Origin of the sequence: Amycolatopsis melonis (assembly GCF_040064235.1) — a bacterium.
GTDB lineage: Bacteria > Actinomycetota > Actinomycetes > Mycobacteriales > Pseudonocardiaceae > Amycolatopsis > Amycolatopsis melonis.
Genome location: NZ_JBDZYD010000003.1, coordinates 194,172 through 209,076 on the forward strand (window position 1 = coordinate 194,172; position 14,905 = coordinate 209,076).

Consider the following 14,905-nt stretch of genomic DNA (forward strand, 5'->3'; position numbering starts at 1 on the left):
CCGTGGGGGCCGGGGGGGGGGGTTGTTGTGTTTTTTTGGGGTTCCAACCGATAATAACCCCCCACGACAAGCTGCGGCAGACCGCCCACCTAGACGTCGAAGACGGTGTCGTAGGGGACGTCGTCATCCGCCGGAATATGCCGCCGCCGCTGCGGCGCGGGTGGCTGCGGAGCGGCCGGGGTGACCTGTCCCCCGGCGGCCGCAGCTTCCCGGACGGCCGCGGTGATGGTCCGGCCGAGCGTGGCGGCGTCGAACCGCATTGCTTCGGGCGCGAGCCTGACCTCGCTGACCAGGCCACCGGGCCCGGCCAGCACGGTGACGCTCCGGTCCGGCGACACGACGGTCGTGTGGTTTCCGCTGGCCAGGAGGCGCTGGTTCTCGGCCTTGCGGTCCTCGATCTGCTTGAGCTGCCAGCGCAGTTCCTCGATCAGCTGTGCATTGTCCACATCGGCCTCCCGGTCACGGCGTTTCCCCGCTGCGCAGGCTCCAGGCGACTTTCGCGGTCGCTTCGGCCACCGCGGGCCAGGCGTCCTCCGACTCCGCGACCACCGAAAGGATCACCACGGACCGGTCGTCCGGCAGCGGGATCTGGTACTCGGCCTTGAACTGGGCCCGCACCTCCCGCCCGGGCAGGTGGAACTCCCCGCCGCTGATCGCGACGACGGCCGGGCCGATCGGGAGCCGCACCGGTTGCACCACCGCGCCCTTGTGACGGCTCCGGTACTCCTCGGCCATCGCCGCCACCACGGCTTCGCGATTCCCGGGCGCGGCTTCCGGCCACTGCGCGACACCCAGCGTCAAGGTCGCGACGTCACCCTTCCGTGGCCCGACGGCGAACTTGCCGAACACCCGGACGCCGTTGGCCTGCATGGCCGGCACCAGCGCCATCAGGAAGCTGCCGAACTCCTCGACGGACTTCCCGACGCCGGCGGCGACGTTCTCCGCCACCATCCAGGCGTGCCGCCGGTTCAGCTGGTCGTCGCTGCCCACCGGCAGGCCGGAGAACCCGGGCGGCAGGTCGATCCGCAGCGGCATCAGTTCCACACCTCGTCTTCCGCCCGCGCGCGGCGGCGATCGGGGGCGTTGTCGGCCTGCACTCCCGCGTCGGCCGCATTGCCGATCGCGACCACGGCCCACGGGGCAGGCCCGGCGATGACCGTGCCGGCGACCACTGCCGCCTGGCCCATGTCCTTGGGCACCCAGTAGTTGTTGAAGTCGTCCCAGGGACTCTCGAAGTTCTTGCCACCGGCAACTTCACCGGCCGCCTGCTCGCCGAGGAGCCCGTAGGCGGCGACCTTGATCGCGGCGTCCGGGAGCACGGGAACGAGTCCGGCCAGCGAAGTAGCCGCGCCCAGCAGGTCGAAGGTCAGCGTCTCGGGCGCCACGTCGGCGCCGGCCGTCTTGGCGAGGGCATGTCCGCCGAGCGCGCCGAGCCCCACGGCGGTGGCCACGAGACTCGTGAATTCACCCGCTGGTGGTGGCAGGAGGTCGCTCAGTACCCCGAGACCGTTGCCGATGTCGCCCATCACGTCGGAGAGCTTCGAGATCAGCTCCGCGTGGTCCTGGACGAAGTTCCACGCCTCGTCCACGCCGTCGGCGAGGGTGTTCGACAAGTCGACAAGTGCCCCGCCGACCGCGTCACCCAGCTTGTCGAGCAGGTCCGGCTCGTCCGGGGCCAGCTCCTTCGCCTTCCGCAGCAGCTCGGCGACACGGCCCGCCGCCTCGGTGTGCTCCTGCTGGAGCTGCTTCGCCGCGTCCTGGACGTTCTGGCAGCCGTCGATCGCGGCCTGGAGCTGCCGGCCCGCGTTGTCCAGCAGGCGCTGGGCGATCCGGAGGGATTCCTGGTCGGGGAACGTCCGGTTCGCCAGCGCCAGGTCCGGGTTCGCGCGGGCCTGCTCGGCCGCGCGGGCCGCCGCCTCCGCGCGGGCCTCCAGGTCCGCCGCGCGTTTCTGCAGGTCGCCGAGGTCGCGGGACCACGCTTCGAGCGCGTCCGCGGCCTGGCCCATCGACCTCGCCGCGCCTTCGAGGTACTGCGGCAGCGGGCCGATCCGCCGCGCGAAGGCCTCACTCGCTTCGCCCTGCCAGATGCCCTGCTTGCGGACGATCCGCCGCAGCGAGTCGTCCGCCTCGGTCAGGCTGGTGCTCACCGCCCGGTACTTGCCCGCCAGGTCGGCGATGCCGTCGAGGTCGCCGGGCGCCGGGTCGAAGCCCAGTGCCGGGAAGTCGCGGGCGCTCATCGGCCGAGGCCGTTCAGGATGTCGGTGATGCCGCCGGTGTAGCCGCCGCCGACCGGCCGGTCCCCAGGCTCGGCGAGGTCGCCGCTGCCCGGCACCCCACCGCCGCCGCGCCCGGCGGGGTCGTCGCTGCCCGGCACCCCACCGCCGCCGACCGGCCCGTCCCCTGACCCCACCGCCGAGCCGAACTTCCGCAGCTCACCGCCGAATTCGGCCTCGATCCGCTCGTACTTCTCCTTCGCCCGCTTCAGCCGCTCGGTGATCTCCGACGCCGCTTCGCCGAGACGTCCGATTCCGTAGCCCCACGCCTCCTCGAATTCGGCACCCGCCTTGCCCAGCTCGGCCGTCCCGAGCGAGCCGAACGCCCCGCCGCCGCCGAGCTTCCGGTTCGCGTCAGTCATCCTGGCCGCCGCCGTGTCGAGGTCGCCGATGAGCTTGCCCAGCTCGCTCACCTTCACCGCGTATCCGTCCACGCCACCCTCCCCTGTGGTTCCGTCCACGGTAAGACGGTGGTCGACGCTCCGCGGTTTCGCGATCACTCAAAGGTGTCAAAAACGGGAAAGCCACCTTCCGGCACCGGGCCCGAAGGTGGCTTTCCCGCCCGCACTCACTTGCCGAACAGCTGCTCCAGGCAGTCCAGCCAGTCGTTCACGCCGTCGAGGAACGCGTTTCCGGCGCTGGGCCGGAACCGCACCACCTGCGGGTCGTGGTCGCTGGCCTGGTCGGCGAACTCCGCGTTGATGTGGACGACGTCGTAGTCCACGCCCCGCGGCGCGTTCGACGCCAGGATGTGGTCCAGCACCTGCGACTGTCCCTCGAACACGTAGCTGTACCGCTCCGCCTCCGGCACCGAAGCGATCAGGTCCTTCAGCGCGCCACCCGCGGTCAGCGTCTGGACCGCCGGCGAGAACGGGTAGTCGTTGAGGTCGCCCGCCACGACGATGTTCGCGTGGCTGTCCGCCGCCAGGATCTGGTCGACGAACCCGCGCAGCACGGTCGCCTGCTTCGCCCGCTGCACCTCGGAACTGCGCGACGGCGGCTGGAAGCGGCCGTGCGTCGGCTGGTCGCCGCCCTTGGAGTTGAAGTGGTTGGCGATGACGAACACCGTGCGGCCCTTGAAGACGAACTCGCCCGCCAGCGGCTTGCGGCTGGCCGTCCAGGCCTCGTTCGCCGGGTCGACGCGGCCCGGCGACACCGTCAGGTGCGCCTTGCCGTGCTCGCGGACCACGCCGACCGCCGTCGTCGACGTCCCACCCGGACGGTCCACAAAGGACACGCGCGCCGGGTTGAACAGGAACGCCACGCGGATGTTGCCGCCCGGCTGACCACCGTCGGCGTCGTCGACCGGGTCGATCTCGCGCCACTCGTAGCGCGGACCGCCCTTCGCGACGATCGCGTCGGTGAACCGCTGCAGCGTCTGGTCGGCGGCGACCACGCTGTCGTTCGTCGGCCCGTTGTTGTCCTGGATCTCTTCCAGGTTCACGATGTCCGGCGTCGCGAGGTGCGTCACGATGCCGTCGGCGAGCCGGTCGAACTTCGCCTGGGTGTCCACAGGGGACAGGTTCTCGACGTTGTACGTCGCGACCGCCAGCTCACCGGAGCGCTGCTTACGCGTGGTCTCGCCCTGCAGCCCGTTGTCCTTTTCGGTCCCGAGCACGCTGGCGAACAGCGTGTAGCCACCGTAGTTGCTGTACTCGACGGGCCCCGAGGTGACGCCGGTCAGCACGTCGCCGACGTTGAGCTTCGGGAACGGCCGCTGCGCGAACGGGATCAGCGACTGTACCTTGAGGACACCGCTGTTGAGCTGGTCATAGCCGAGGTAGACGGTGCCGCCGCGGACCGAGCGGTGCTGGTCCGGCTTGGTCGTCACGTACAGCTCGTCGTGCGAGTTCGTCGGGCCGACGACCCGGGCGTCGGTGACGCTGACGATCTCGCTTTCGTGCGCCTCCCAGAAGTCCAGCGCGTACTTCGACGGCTCCAGCGTGAGCGGCTCGATGTTCCCGCCCGGCGACGGCGCGTACGTCACCGGCACGGTGTCCGGGTCCAGCACGGTCGGTGCGGGCAGCGCGTTCCCGTGGGATTCGACTGTCCACTGTGCACTGGTCAGTTCGGTGAGCGACTGGTACGGCGACGTCGACGGCGCGTCCGGGTAGAACTCGCGGACGGTGCCGGTCGCGGTCACCGCGTCGCCTGCCGCGACGGCCGGGCTCGCCGATCCGGTGAAGACGAACAGGCCCTCGCTGGTGCGCGGGTCGTTGTCCGGAACCGGGTCGGTCAGCCAGAACCCGCGGGAGGAGCCGAACGTCCGGGTCGCGGTGACGACGCCGGTGACGCCGCCGACCTTCTTGTCCTTGAAGGGGGAAATCCGGGTGGTGCCCTGGATGTCGTGGATCTTCGCCGGAATCGGCGCGGGGCCGGGGTCGCCGCCGGTGGACTCGCCCGCGCTGTTGGTCGGCGTGGGCTCGCCGGCGGTGAAGTCGGCGGCGTTGTCGTCGGTGTCGGCGAGCGCGGTGCCGCGCGCGACCGACGTCGTGTTCGACGGCGCCGCGGCCGGGCTGCCTTCGCGCACGGTCGCCGTGCCGAACCCGACGAGGTCCTTGATCCGGGTGTCGGCAGCGCAGTCCGCGGCGGTCTTGCAGGTCAGCGCGGTGGTGCCGGAGACGAGGGCGACCGTGCCCGCGGTGGCGGACATCGCGATCGCGCCGGTCGCGTCCGGCGACGGCAGCGCGACGGTGCCGCCGGAGCCCTTGCCCTCGCCCACGAGGTAGCGTCCGCCCGGCGCGACGCTGCCGGACAGCGGCGTCACCTGCCACGTGCTCGACGCGCCCGGCGAGCCGGGCAGGTACTGGACGCTGAACCCGGCCAGGCTCGCGGCCGCCGTCCCGCGGTTGGCGAGCTCGACGAAGTCGCTGGTGAGCGTCGCGCCGGAGTTGCCACCACCGCCGTAGACCTCGGCGATGACCGCGTCGGCGCTGGGTGCGGCGAGCGCGGCCGGTGCGGCCACCCCGCCGAGCACCAGGCCCGACGCGACGGCCACCGTGAAGGCGGCCTTGGATCTGTGGGTCTTGGTCACCCTGAGTCCCCTTTGTGCTTGAACAGTCGTGGCATAGTCCCCCGAACAAGTGAGGAGGAGGAAGACAAAGATGCAACGATTCGTAACAACTACTTTCGTCGTCACTCACTCGGCAGAGCAGGTTTCGTGATCACGCTTGTCCTCGGCGGAGACGTCAACCTCCAGGCCCGCGCCACCCCCGCAACGGCGTTCGAACGGCTGGAACCGCTGCTCAAGGGCGCCGACCTCCGATTCGTGAACCTGGAGGGGCCGCTGTCGGGCACGGCAGGCGACGGGGACATCCCGCACAAACCGAACTGGCGGCACTCCGCGCCCGAGATGGTCGAAGCGCTGACGGCCGCGGGCATCGACGTCGTGTCGTGCGCCAACAACGTCACCTACCCGGCGGCCGCGGCGATGGCGAGCCTCGCGGTCCTCGACCGCGCCGGCATCGCGCACTGCGGCGCGGGCGCGAACCGCGACGCCGCACACGCGCCGGCGGTCCTCGAGCGCGGCGGGCAGAAGGTCGCCTTCCTCGCCTACACCTCGCTCTGCTGGCCGGTCGGGCAGGCCGCGCAGGCGACGTCCCCCGGGGTCGCGCAAGCGTTTGCCACCACGTCCTACCAGCCGGATCCGCGCGTCATCGACATTCCGGGACGGCCACCGCTGGTCCGCACGGCGCCCGTGCCCGAGCACCTGGAACGGCTGGTCGCCGACGTGCGGCAGGCGAGGGCGGGGAACGACCACGTCGTCGTCTCGATGCACTGGGGCCTGCCGGGCCCCGACCTGACCGAGTACCAGGTCGCCTACGGGCGGGCCGCGATCGATGCTGGCGCCGACCTGGTCGCCGGGCACGGGCCGCACAGCATCCAGGCCGTCGAGGTGTACCGCGGCCGGCCGATCCTCTACAGCCTCGGCAACCTCGTGTTCGACTGGCCGGCAATGCGCGGGCGGCACCTGGACGGGCTGCTGGCCGGCTGCATGCTCGGCGACGAACCGCGGCTGGAGCTGATCCCGGTGCGCCGTAACGCGGACAACGAGTGCGAACCACTCGCCGGGGAAGAGGCGGGCAAGGTGCTGCGCTACGTCGCGGATCTCTCCGCTCTGCGTGGCACCACGGTGACAGTGAGGGACGGAATAGCGTCGGTTGTCGTTGGTACGTAACGGATCGCGCTCGATCTGTTACATCCGGACACTCCGGCGTCACCCATCCGGCGCATCTGCCTTAAATGCAGGTCAAGGACGGGAACAACCGATGTCAAGCGGGGGTACGGTCTGCGTGAGCCGCCGGAAAAGTGGCACAGACCACTCCCCGACAGCTCGCTGTCGGCACGACACGGGGGGAGGGAGAACGATCATGTGGGGGCTGATTGTTCTCAGCTGCGTGTTCGTGCTGGTGCTGGGGATAGCCGCGGTCGTGGACCTTCGGGACCACGACCGCGGCGAGCACCGCGTCTAGCGCACCGCCTGGCGCGCTTTGTAGCGGCCGAGCAGCGAACGCGCGCCGGCCAGCGCCACGCGTCCCGCGCCTTTCGCGCTCGCGGCCAGGACTGTCGTCCAGTCGAAGTAGTCGCGCCAGAGGACGATCCGGCCGCCTTCCACTTCGAACGTGCCGCACACCCAGAACTCCGCCTCCCACGCGCCGCGGCGCAGCACGTCCGTGCGTTCGGTGAGCACGACGTTGCCGTCCGCGGCGATGTGGTGCGTGCGTGCCTCGAACCCGGAACCGAACCGGGCCAGCAGCCGCAGCTGCTTTTCGACCGCCGCGAGGCCGCGGGCGGGCGGCAACGGCACGTTCTGGTACACGATGTCGCTCGCCGCGAACGTCAGCGCACGGTCGATGTCGAGGTCTTCGAGGGCCTTCAGGAAACCGGTCACCACTTCCCGGGGTTCATCGGTCATGACCCCAGGCTAAGGCTCAGAACGGCCGGTCGCCCGCGATGGCGACGCGCTCGGCGATCCGGACGTGCGGGTGGTAGTCGTTGACCGCGTAGTGCTGCGTCGCGCGGTTGTCCCAGAACGCCACCGAGTTCGGCCGCCAGCTGAACCGGACCTGGAATTCGGGCGTGTGAGCCTGCAGGAACAGGTACCGCAGCAGCCGGTCGCTCTCGGCCCGGTCCAGTCCGACGATGTGCGTGGTGAACGCCTGGTTGACGAACAGCGTGCGCCGCCCGGTCTCCGGGTGCGTGCGGACCACCGGGTGCTCGACCGGCGGGAAGCGGTCCTGCCAGCGCGCGAGCAGCGCGGGATCGGAGAACCGGGCGAAACCGGGGAGGTAGTCGTGGACCGCGGTGAGCCCGTCGATGCGGGCGCGGACGTCTTCGGGCAGGTTGTCGTAGGCGGCGGCCATGTCGGCCCACAGCGTGTCGCCCCCGATCGGCGGGACCTCGATCAGCCGCAGCACCGAACCGAGCGCCGGGTTCGGCCGCCAGGTGACGTCGGTGTGCCAGACGTTCTCGTAGCCCGGCATGGCCGCGGTCCGCTCGAAGCGCGTGACGTGGTCGTCGTCGCCGCGGGCGATGAACGGGTTCGTCTCCAGCTCGCCCCAGTTCGCGGCGAACGCGCGCTGCTGCGCCGACGTGATGTCCTGGTCGCGGAAGAAGAGCACCTTCCACTCCAGCAGCGCGCGGTTGAGTTCCGCACGCAGCTCGGGGGTGAGCGGCCGCGCGAGGTCGACGCCGTCGATCTCGGCGCCGATCACCCGGCCCAGCGGACGGAGGCCGAACAGCTCGAAGCTTTTCTGCGGTTCCCGCAGGATTCGCGGGCCTTCGAGGATGCCATCCGCGGGCGTGACGGCTTCGCGCAGCTGAATCCGGGCAGGCAGATCTACGGACATGGTTGTGCTCCAAGGGTTTCCGGGGACTGCGGACGCGGGCTCGCGTCAGGCAGGCGGCGAGCCCAGACGTCCGCGGCGCAGCAGCAACGCGACGACGCCTTCCCCGATCGACCGCGCGAAGGCCCGGATCGGCGTGCTTTCCGAGGTGGCGGGCATGCGTTCATGGTCGCTTTCGTCCCGGTGCGCGGTCAAGACGTCCACTGGCTGGAACGCTGACAATGCCGCAGGTCACCGCGATGCGGGCGGCGCGGGGCCATGAGGCAAGATCTTCCCCGATCGGGTGAGCGCCCTTGATGACGGAGGTCCCCATGCCGGAAGGCAGAGGCTCGCGGATCGACAGTGACATCCGGGGGCTGCGCCCCGTGGCGGACCGGCTGCGCGCGGCGGCCGATCAGCTGGACCAGGCGGCCGCCGCCGACGACAAGGCGGCGGGCCGGTTCGCCGAAGCCCGCGTCGATTCGACACCGTTCGGGATCTCGCCGCAGGCGCGCGAGCTGGCGGCCCGCTGGGCGGCCGCGCTGGCGGCCCGCGAAGCCGACGCGCGGGTCCTCGGCGACGCGACGTCCGACCTGGCCGGCCGCCTGCGCATGGCGGCGGGCAGCACCCGCAGCACCGGCTTCCGCGGCCGGATCGCGGTGGCACCGTGACGTCCGCCGTCGAAGTCTTCGAACACCCGGCGCTGACGGCGGCGGCTTCGTCGCTGGCGTCGTTGCGCGCGGCGGCGGGCAGGCTCGGGGTGGCGGACCCGGTCGCGGCACTGCGGCACCTGGACTGCTCGCCGTCCGCAATCCGCGCGTCCGCCACGGCGGTGGACGCGGGCGCGCTGGCGGTGACGTCGGCGCAGGCGGAGTTCCGCGCGGGCGTCGACCGCGCGGAAACCGGTGGCAGCACGGAAACCTTCGGCACGTGGGCGGACACAGTGGACGGTCAGTACGCCACGGCGGCCCGCGCGGCCGCGACGACGGCGGCACTGGGCACCCGGATCGCGGCCGAGCTGGACGAACTGGCCGTCTCGGCGGCGAAGGAGGTGACCCGCATCGCCGCGTCGGCCGAGCCATCGGTGACGGCGGTGCTGACGGGCGACCGGTCCGCCGAGGTGGTCAGCGCGGTGAGTTCGGCGTGCACGGCGGTGGTCCGCGCGGTGGCGGCGAAGGTGGCGTCGCTGTCCGAGCTGGCCGCGGAACTGGAGCCGTTGACGGCCCGGTCGGTCCAGCTCAGCTGAAGTGCTCGCGGGCCCAGTCTTCGAAGGGCCGCGCGGGATGCCCGGCCACCCGGGCGACGTCCAGCGAGACGGGTTCGGGCTCCTCGACGAGCGACGCCCAGTGCCGCAGGGCGTTCACCGCGAATTCCTCGCCCATGTGGTGGGCCAGCTGCGTTTTCGCCTCGTCGAGCGGCTGTTCTTCCCACCGCACCGGCTTTCCGAGCGCTTGACCGATGAGCCGCGCCTGTTCGGCCTGCGTGAGGGCTTCCGGTCCGGTGACGAGGTAGGTCTGCCGGGCGTGGTCCTCGGTGAGTGCCTTGACGGCCATGTCGGCGACATCGCGTTCGTGGACCAGCGACCGCTTCGCCTGCCCGTACGGCCCGCGGACGACACCGGTCCGGGCCTGCTCGGCCCAGCCGAGCGTGTTGGTCGCCAGCCCCGTGACGCGAAGGACGGTCCAATCGTCGGTGACCCGCCTGACGGCGGCCTCGACGTCACCCCAGACACCCCCGTCTTCGGCGGCCATCGCGGACAGGTAGACGATTTTCTTGCCCCGCAAGGGTTCCAGGTCGATACCTGCGGCGGTGAAGAACGGCCAGAGCAGGTAGACGGCATCGATTCCATCGGCGGCTGCGGCGAGATCGGTGATGTCGCCCTGGACGACGTCGACGCCTTCGGGGGCTTTCGCGCGGTCACGGACGAGGACTCTCGTCTTGACACCGGCGGCTGCCAGTCCGGCGACGACGTGACGTCCGGTGTGGCCGGTGGCCCCGGTGACGAGAACGGTCATGGTGCGCTCCTTGTGATCGGCTGGTGCCCGACCACGGTCACACTTCAAGAGCCCTTCAAGTCAAGCCGCGGCCCCGGAACACGAACGGACCCCCGGCCAGCTGGGCTGACCGGGGGTCCGGATGAGAGCGGTGGCGGTGGGATTTGAACCCACGGACGGGGTTAACCGTCACACGATTTCGAGTCGTGCTCCTTCGGCCGCTCGGACACGCCACCGCCGAGAACAATACCGGAGGCCCCGGCGGCGTCTCACGAGGGGTCGGCAGCGCGGGCCGCGCGTCGCCTGAGCTGGGCTTCCCGGAGCGCACCGCGGGCTCGGGTGCGCAGGTCGAAGGCCACCTCGCGAGCCTGGGCTCCGCGGCGCTGGGCCATTCCCGACAGCTGGAGCCTGCGGTTGCCCGTCGCCGAGCCGAGCTTCTGACGAGCGCCGCCGATCTTCTGCTGGATCTTGTGCTTCATCGTCATGCCCGCCGAGTACCCGGCTCAGCGGGAGCGAATCAGCGTCTCGTGGCGAAGTACGTCTCCAACAGCGACGCGCACTCGGTGACCAGCACGCCGCCATGGACCTCCGGGCGGTGATTGAGACGACGGTCACGCACCACGTCCCACAGCGAGCCCACCGCGCCCGTCTTGGGCTCCCACGCGCCGAACACCAGCCGGGAGATGCGGGCCAGCACCAGCGCGCCCGCGCACATCGTGCACGGCTCCAGCGTCACCGCCAGCGTGCAGCCCTCCAGCCGCCAGCCGTCGCCGACCACCTGGGCCGCCGCGCGCAGCGCCAGGATCTCCGCGTGTGCCGTCGGGTCGCCCAGCTCCACGCGCGCGTTGCGGGCCGCCGCCAGCGGGACGCCGTCGGGGCCGAACACGACCGCCCCGATGGGCACGTCCGCGCCCGGGGCGCGCGCCGCCTCCAGCGCCGCCTCCACGGCCTCGGTGTCGGACGGGCGTCTCAGAGCTCGTCCAGGAGCTTGGCGAACTCGCTGCCGAACCCGCAGCGCTGCGCGATCATCTGCAGCTGCTCGTCCGGATAGAGGTCGACCTCGCCGACGATGACCTCCAGCTCCGGCCCCGGCAGCCCGAGATCCGCCAGGATCTCCAGGTCGCCCTCGGGCCAGACGGCGTCGTCCTCCTCGTCCGGCGGGTCGACGCGCAGGACGTCGAGGACGTCCGCCGCGATGTCGTAGTCCAGTGCCGCCGCCGCGTCCGAGAGCAGCAGCGAGGGCCCCCGCGGGCTCGGCCGGACGATGACGAAGAACTCGTCGTCGACCGCCAGCAGCCCGAACGCCGCACCGGTGGAGCGTAGTTTGCCCAGTTCCGTGATCGCCGCGTCCAGCTCGGTCAGCGCTCCCGGGTCGAGCGCACTGCACCGCCACCGACCGTCTTCCCGGACCACGGCCACCGCGAAGCCCGTGACCGGCTCATCCACCGCCATGCGCACACCGTATTCCGCTGCCCGGCCGAGCGCACGCACGGTGCACCCGAAGCGCCGCATGAGGCACTATCGGGACCATGACCGGCCCCACTGACCTGCCCACCCTGCCCGGCACCCCGTTCGCGGGCCTCCTCGACGACGCGCGGGCACTGCAAGACCGCACGGTCGCGCTCCGGCGAGCCGTGCACCGCAGGCCGGAGCAGGGCCTCCAGCTGCCGCGCACCCAGGCCGCGATCCGGGAGGCGCTCGCCGGCCTGCCGCTGGAGATCACCGAGGGCAAGGCCACGACGTCCCTGACGGCCGTCCTGCGCGGCGCCCGGCCCGGTCCGGCGGTGCTGCTGCGCGGTGACATGGACGCGCTGCCGCTGACCGAGGAGACCGGGCTGGAGTTCGCGTCCGAGGACCCGGAGTCGATGCACGCCTGCGGGCACGACACGCACGTCGCGATGCTCGCCTCGGCGGCGCGGCTGCTCGCCGGCCGCCGGGACCAGCTGGCCGGGTCGGTCGTGTTCATGTTCCAGCCGGGTGAGGAGGGCCACCACGGCGCCCGGTTCATGATCCACGAGGGCGTGCTCGACGCCGCCGGGACGCGGGTCGAGCGCGCGTTCGGCGTGCACATCCTCGCCAACGCCCGCAGCGGGCTGCTGCAGCTGCGGCCGGGCCCGCTGATGGCGTCGGCCGACTCGTTCACCGTCCGCGTCACCGGCAAGGGCGGCCACGGCTCCGCGCCGCAGCACACGATCGACCCTGTCCCGGCCGCCGCCGCGATGGTCGGGGCGCTGCACACGATGATCACGCGCCGGGTCAGCGTGTTCGACCCCGCGGTGCTCTCGGTGACCCGGATCCAGGCCGGCACGACGTCGAACATCATCCCGGAGACCGCCGAGCTGCAGGGCACGATCCGGACGCTGTCCGAGCCGACGCGCGCGCTGGTCCGCGCCGAGCTGCCCAAGGTGTGCGAGCAGGTCGGCGCCGCCTACGGCTGCCGGGTGGCCGCCGACATCGAGCCGGGCTACCCGGTGACCGTGAACGACGACCGGATCGCGGCTGAGGTGCTGCGGCTCGGCGCGGCCGTGCTCGGCCCGGACAACGTCGAGCTGCTCGCGGACCCGCTGATGGGCGCCGAGGACTTTTCCTACGTCCTCCAGCGCGTTCCCGGCGCGTACGCGTTCCTCGGCGCCTGCCCGCCCGGCGTCGCGCCCGAAGAGGCCGCGGCGAACCACTCCAACCGCGTGCTCTTCGACGAGGACGCGATGCCGAGCGGCGTCGCGATGCTCGCCGCCTTCGCCCTCGACGCCCTGCGCTAAGGCGGCGTGTACGACGGACGGCCGTCCTCCAGGTGCCCGGCGAAGCGACGGCGCCACCCCGGCGTGGCGAACGTGACGTCGTACCAGCCGTCCTGAGCCGGCACGGGGAAGTCGTGCGAGCCGCCCGGCGGGAGGGTGACGTCGTCGAGCGTGACCGGCGCCGGTCCGCGGTTGGTCACCGTGATCCGGAGACCGGGCGTGGTCAGATACGTGACGGCGGCGTCGAGGTCCAGGCCGCCTGAGGCCTCGACGAGGAAGCCGTTGGGCCCGTGGACGGCGATGTCGTAGGACCCGCTGTGCGCGACCACGCCCGTCGTCGAGCTGCCGGGTGCGAGGTCGAAGCGTTGTGGCGCCCCGCCCGCGTGGTAGGCGTACACGGCCAGTTGCAGGGCGTGCGTGCCGTGGTTGGCCAGGTGCAGCCGCAGGACGTCCGGCTCGACCGCCGCCCAGGTGACCGGCTGGTACGGCAGGGGACGCGCCTTCGCCCGGCCGGGTTCCTGCACCAGTGCCCCCGGCCGCACCCGGGGTTTCGGCAGCCGAGGCTGCGTCCGGTCGGCCTCGGCGCGCAGCGCGTCGGCGTCCGGCAGCAGCGGGATCGTCGTGTCGTGCGTGCGGAAGTCGAAGCAGCTGGTCAGGTCGCCGCAGATCGCGCGGCGCCAGGCCGAGATGTTCGGCTCGCGCACGCCGGTCCACGTCTCCAGGAAGCGCAGCACCGAGGTGTGGTCGAAGACCTGCGAGTTCACCCAGCCACCGCGGCTCCACGGCGAGACGACCGTCATCGGCACGCGCGGCCCCAGCCCGATCGGGACGGGCGGGCCCGACGGCGCACCCTTCTCCGGCCGGTTTCCGGGCAGGTACTCGCCGGGCGTCCCGGGTGGTGGCGTCGGCGGGACGACGTGGTCGAAGAAGCCGTCGTTCTCGTCGTAGTTGATGAAGACGACGGTCGACTCCCCCAGCTCCGGCTTGTCCCACAGGGCTTTCAGCATCCGCTGCACGTACGCGGCCCCGTCGACCGGCCGGGCCGCGGGGTGCTCGCAGTAGCCGTAGGGTGCCACGACCCACGACACGGCGGGCAGCTTCCCGGTCGCGCAGTCGGCCAGGAAGTCGGCCAGCACGTGATCGACGTCCTTGCCCTTGCCGGAATCGGGCTTGAGCTGCGTGCGCAGGTTGGCGCGCTCGGCCAGCCGCCGCTTCAGCGGGTCGGCCGAGTGCAGGGCGTCGTGGTAGTTCTGGAACAGCCACAACGGGTTGTCGCCGTAGTCGCCGACGAAGTGCTCGGGGACGCCGCGTTCTTCGTCGTTCGCGTAGATCCGCCACGAGATGCCCGCCGCCTCCAGCCGCTCCGGGTACGTCGTCCAGCGGAACGACGGTTCGTAGTCCGGCGCGTTGTGCGTGACGGGCCCGCCGGCGAGCCCGTCCGGGTCGATCGTGCCGGTCCAGTGGAACAGCCGGTTCGGGTGCGTGGGGCCCTGCATCGAGCAGAAGTAGTGGTCGCACACCGTGAACGCCTTCGCCAGCGCGTGCTGGAACGGGATGTCCTCGCGCGTGAAGTACCCCATCGTCATGGGGCTCTTCGCCGGCAGCCAGGCGTCGTACCGGCCGTCGTTCCACGCGCGGTGCGTGCTGTTCCAGTCGTGCGGCAGCTCGCCGAGGTCCTGACCGTCCACAACGGACGTGTCGATCCGGAACGGCAGCACCGGCTCGCCGCCGCCGCGCTGGCGGAAGACGTCGCGCAACGCCGCTTTGTCGCCGAAGCCGCGTACGCCTGCCATGGTGCCGTAGTAGTGGTCGAACGACCGGTTCTCCTGCATCAGCACCACGACGTGCCGCACGTCGTCGATCGTGCCCGTCCGCGGCGCCGGCGCGCACGCCACGGGCAGCGCACCGGCCAGGGTGGCCGCGGCCGCGCCGCCGAGCACCGTCCGCCGCCGGATCCGGCTCATCTCCATCTCCTCGTCCCCGCTTCGCCGTCTTCTACACGGATGTCACCCGCCTCCAGTTCATGTCCGACACGCTGCCACAGACCCCCGACAAAAACGGTGCCTGGCAATTAC

Annotated in this window: 16 protein-coding genes and 1 tRNA gene; 4 read left to right on the forward strand and 13 right to left on the reverse strand. The window is 71.6% G+C overall.

Features of this window, described 5'->3' with window-relative positions; translation table 11 throughout:
- Positions 1–89: 89 nt before the first annotated feature.
- The 5 genes from ABJI51_RS08795 to ABJI51_RS08815 all read right to left on the reverse strand — a co-directional run bounded on the left by ABJI51_RS08795 (position 90) and on the right by ABJI51_RS08815 (position 5,307).
- The gene (locus ABJI51_RS08795) at positions 90–446 is read right to left on the reverse strand and encodes a YbaB/EbfC family nucleoid-associated protein (protein WP_348949031.1); all 357 of its coding nucleotides are present in this window, start codon (positions 444–446) and stop codon (positions 90–92) included.
- Positions 447–459: 13 nt separating this feature from the next.
- Positions 460–1,035 carry a hypothetical protein gene (locus ABJI51_RS08800; RefSeq protein WP_348949033.1) on the reverse strand — a complete coding sequence of 192 codons (576 nt, stop codon included), beginning with the start codon at positions 1,033–1,035 and terminating at the stop codon, positions 460–462.
- Positions 1,035–2,237: a WXG100 family type VII secretion target gene (locus ABJI51_RS08805; protein ID WP_348949034.1), complete on the reverse strand. Its 1,203-nt coding sequence runs from the start codon at positions 2,235–2,237 to the stop codon at positions 1,035–1,037. Before ABJI51_RS08805 ends, ABJI51_RS08800 begins: the two co-directional genes overlap by 1 nt.
- Positions 2,234–2,707 carry a hypothetical protein gene (locus ABJI51_RS08810; protein WP_348949036.1) on the reverse strand — a complete coding sequence of 158 codons (474 nt, stop codon included), beginning with the start codon at positions 2,705–2,707 and terminating at the stop codon, positions 2,234–2,236. The genes ABJI51_RS08805 and ABJI51_RS08810 overlap by 4 nt, the downstream gene beginning before the upstream one ends.
- 134 nt (positions 2,708–2,841) lie before the next feature.
- Positions 2,842–5,307: a DUF8508 domain-containing protein gene (locus tag ABJI51_RS08815; protein WP_348949038.1), complete on the reverse strand. Its 2,466-nt coding sequence runs from the start codon at positions 5,305–5,307 to the stop codon at positions 2,842–2,844.
- Positions 5,308–5,433: 126 nt separating this feature from the next.
- On the opposite strand from ABJI51_RS08815, the gene ABJI51_RS08820 reads away from it, so the two are divergent.
- On the forward strand, positions 5,434–6,450 hold the full coding sequence (locus ABJI51_RS08820; protein ID WP_348949040.1) for a CapA family protein: 1,017 nt from the start codon (positions 5,434–5,436) through the stop codon (positions 6,448–6,450).
- A gap of 291 nt (positions 6,451–6,741) precedes the next feature.
- Here the strand turns inward: ABJI51_RS08820 and ABJI51_RS08825 are convergent, their stop codons facing one another.
- Together ABJI51_RS08825 and ABJI51_RS08830 are read right to left on the reverse strand one after the other, a co-directional pair.
- Positions 6,742–7,188 carry a limonene-1,2-epoxide hydrolase family protein gene (locus tag ABJI51_RS08825; protein ID WP_348949042.1) on the reverse strand — a complete coding sequence of 149 codons (447 nt, stop codon included), beginning with the start codon at positions 7,186–7,188 and terminating at the stop codon, positions 6,742–6,744.
- A gap of 16 nt (positions 7,189–7,204) precedes the next feature.
- Positions 7,205–8,122, reverse strand: a complete 918-nt coding sequence (locus tag ABJI51_RS08830) for a TauD/TfdA dioxygenase family protein (protein ID WP_348949044.1) — start codon at positions 8,120–8,122, stop codon at positions 7,205–7,207.
- A gap of 308 nt (positions 8,123–8,430) precedes the next feature.
- Between ABJI51_RS08830 and ABJI51_RS08835 the strand changes: the two genes are divergently transcribed.
- Positions 8,431–8,769 carry a hypothetical protein gene (locus ABJI51_RS08835; protein WP_348949045.1) on the forward strand — a complete coding sequence of 113 codons (339 nt, stop codon included), beginning with the start codon at positions 8,431–8,433 and terminating at the stop codon, positions 8,767–8,769.
- Positions 8,766–9,344, forward strand: a complete 579-nt coding sequence (locus ABJI51_RS08840) for a hypothetical protein (RefSeq protein ID WP_348949047.1) — start codon at positions 8,766–8,768, stop codon at positions 9,342–9,344. The genes ABJI51_RS08835 and ABJI51_RS08840 overlap by 4 nt, the downstream gene beginning before the upstream one ends.
- Here ABJI51_RS08840 and ABJI51_RS08845 read toward each other — a convergent pair.
- From ABJI51_RS08845 to ABJI51_RS08865, 5 genes are all read right to left on the reverse strand, one after another.
- Positions 9,337–10,113 carry an SDR family oxidoreductase gene (locus ABJI51_RS08845; protein ID WP_348949049.1) on the reverse strand — a complete coding sequence of 259 codons (777 nt, stop codon included), beginning with the start codon at positions 10,111–10,113 and terminating at the stop codon, positions 9,337–9,339. The two genes, ABJI51_RS08840 and ABJI51_RS08845, sit on opposite strands and share 8 nt — an antisense overlap.
- 128 nt (positions 10,114–10,241) lie before the next feature.
- Positions 10,242–10,328, reverse strand: a tRNA-Ser gene (locus ABJI51_RS08850).
- A gap of 33 nt (positions 10,329–10,361) precedes the next feature.
- Positions 10,362–10,577, reverse strand: coding sequence for a CsbD family protein (locus ABJI51_RS08855; RefSeq protein WP_348949050.1), 216 nt, complete (start codon positions 10,575–10,577; stop codon positions 10,362–10,364).
- A 32-nt stretch (positions 10,578–10,609) separates the two neighbouring features.
- On the reverse strand, positions 10,610–11,038 hold the full coding sequence (locus ABJI51_RS08860; protein WP_348949052.1) for a nucleoside deaminase: 429 nt from the start codon (positions 11,036–11,038) through the stop codon (positions 10,610–10,612).
- A gap of 23 nt (positions 11,039–11,061) precedes the next feature.
- Positions 11,062–11,544: a tRNA adenosine deaminase-associated protein gene (locus ABJI51_RS08865; protein ID WP_348949053.1), complete on the reverse strand. Its 483-nt coding sequence runs from the start codon at positions 11,542–11,544 to the stop codon at positions 11,062–11,064.
- A gap of 77 nt (positions 11,545–11,621) precedes the next feature.
- On the opposite strand from ABJI51_RS08865, the gene ABJI51_RS08870 reads away from it, so the two are divergent.
- Positions 11,622–12,851 (forward strand): M20 metallopeptidase family protein, encoded by a 1,230-nt coding sequence (locus tag ABJI51_RS08870; RefSeq protein ID WP_348949055.1) that lies wholly within the window; start codon positions 11,622–11,624, stop codon positions 12,849–12,851.
- On the opposite strand, the gene ABJI51_RS08875 is transcribed toward ABJI51_RS08870, so the two are convergent.
- Positions 12,848–14,794, reverse strand: coding sequence for a phosphocholine-specific phospholipase C (locus ABJI51_RS08875; RefSeq protein ID WP_348949056.1), 1,947 nt, complete (start codon positions 14,792–14,794; stop codon positions 12,848–12,850). The two genes, ABJI51_RS08870 and ABJI51_RS08875, sit on opposite strands and share 4 nt — an antisense overlap.
- Positions 14,795–14,905: the final 111 nt, after the last annotated feature.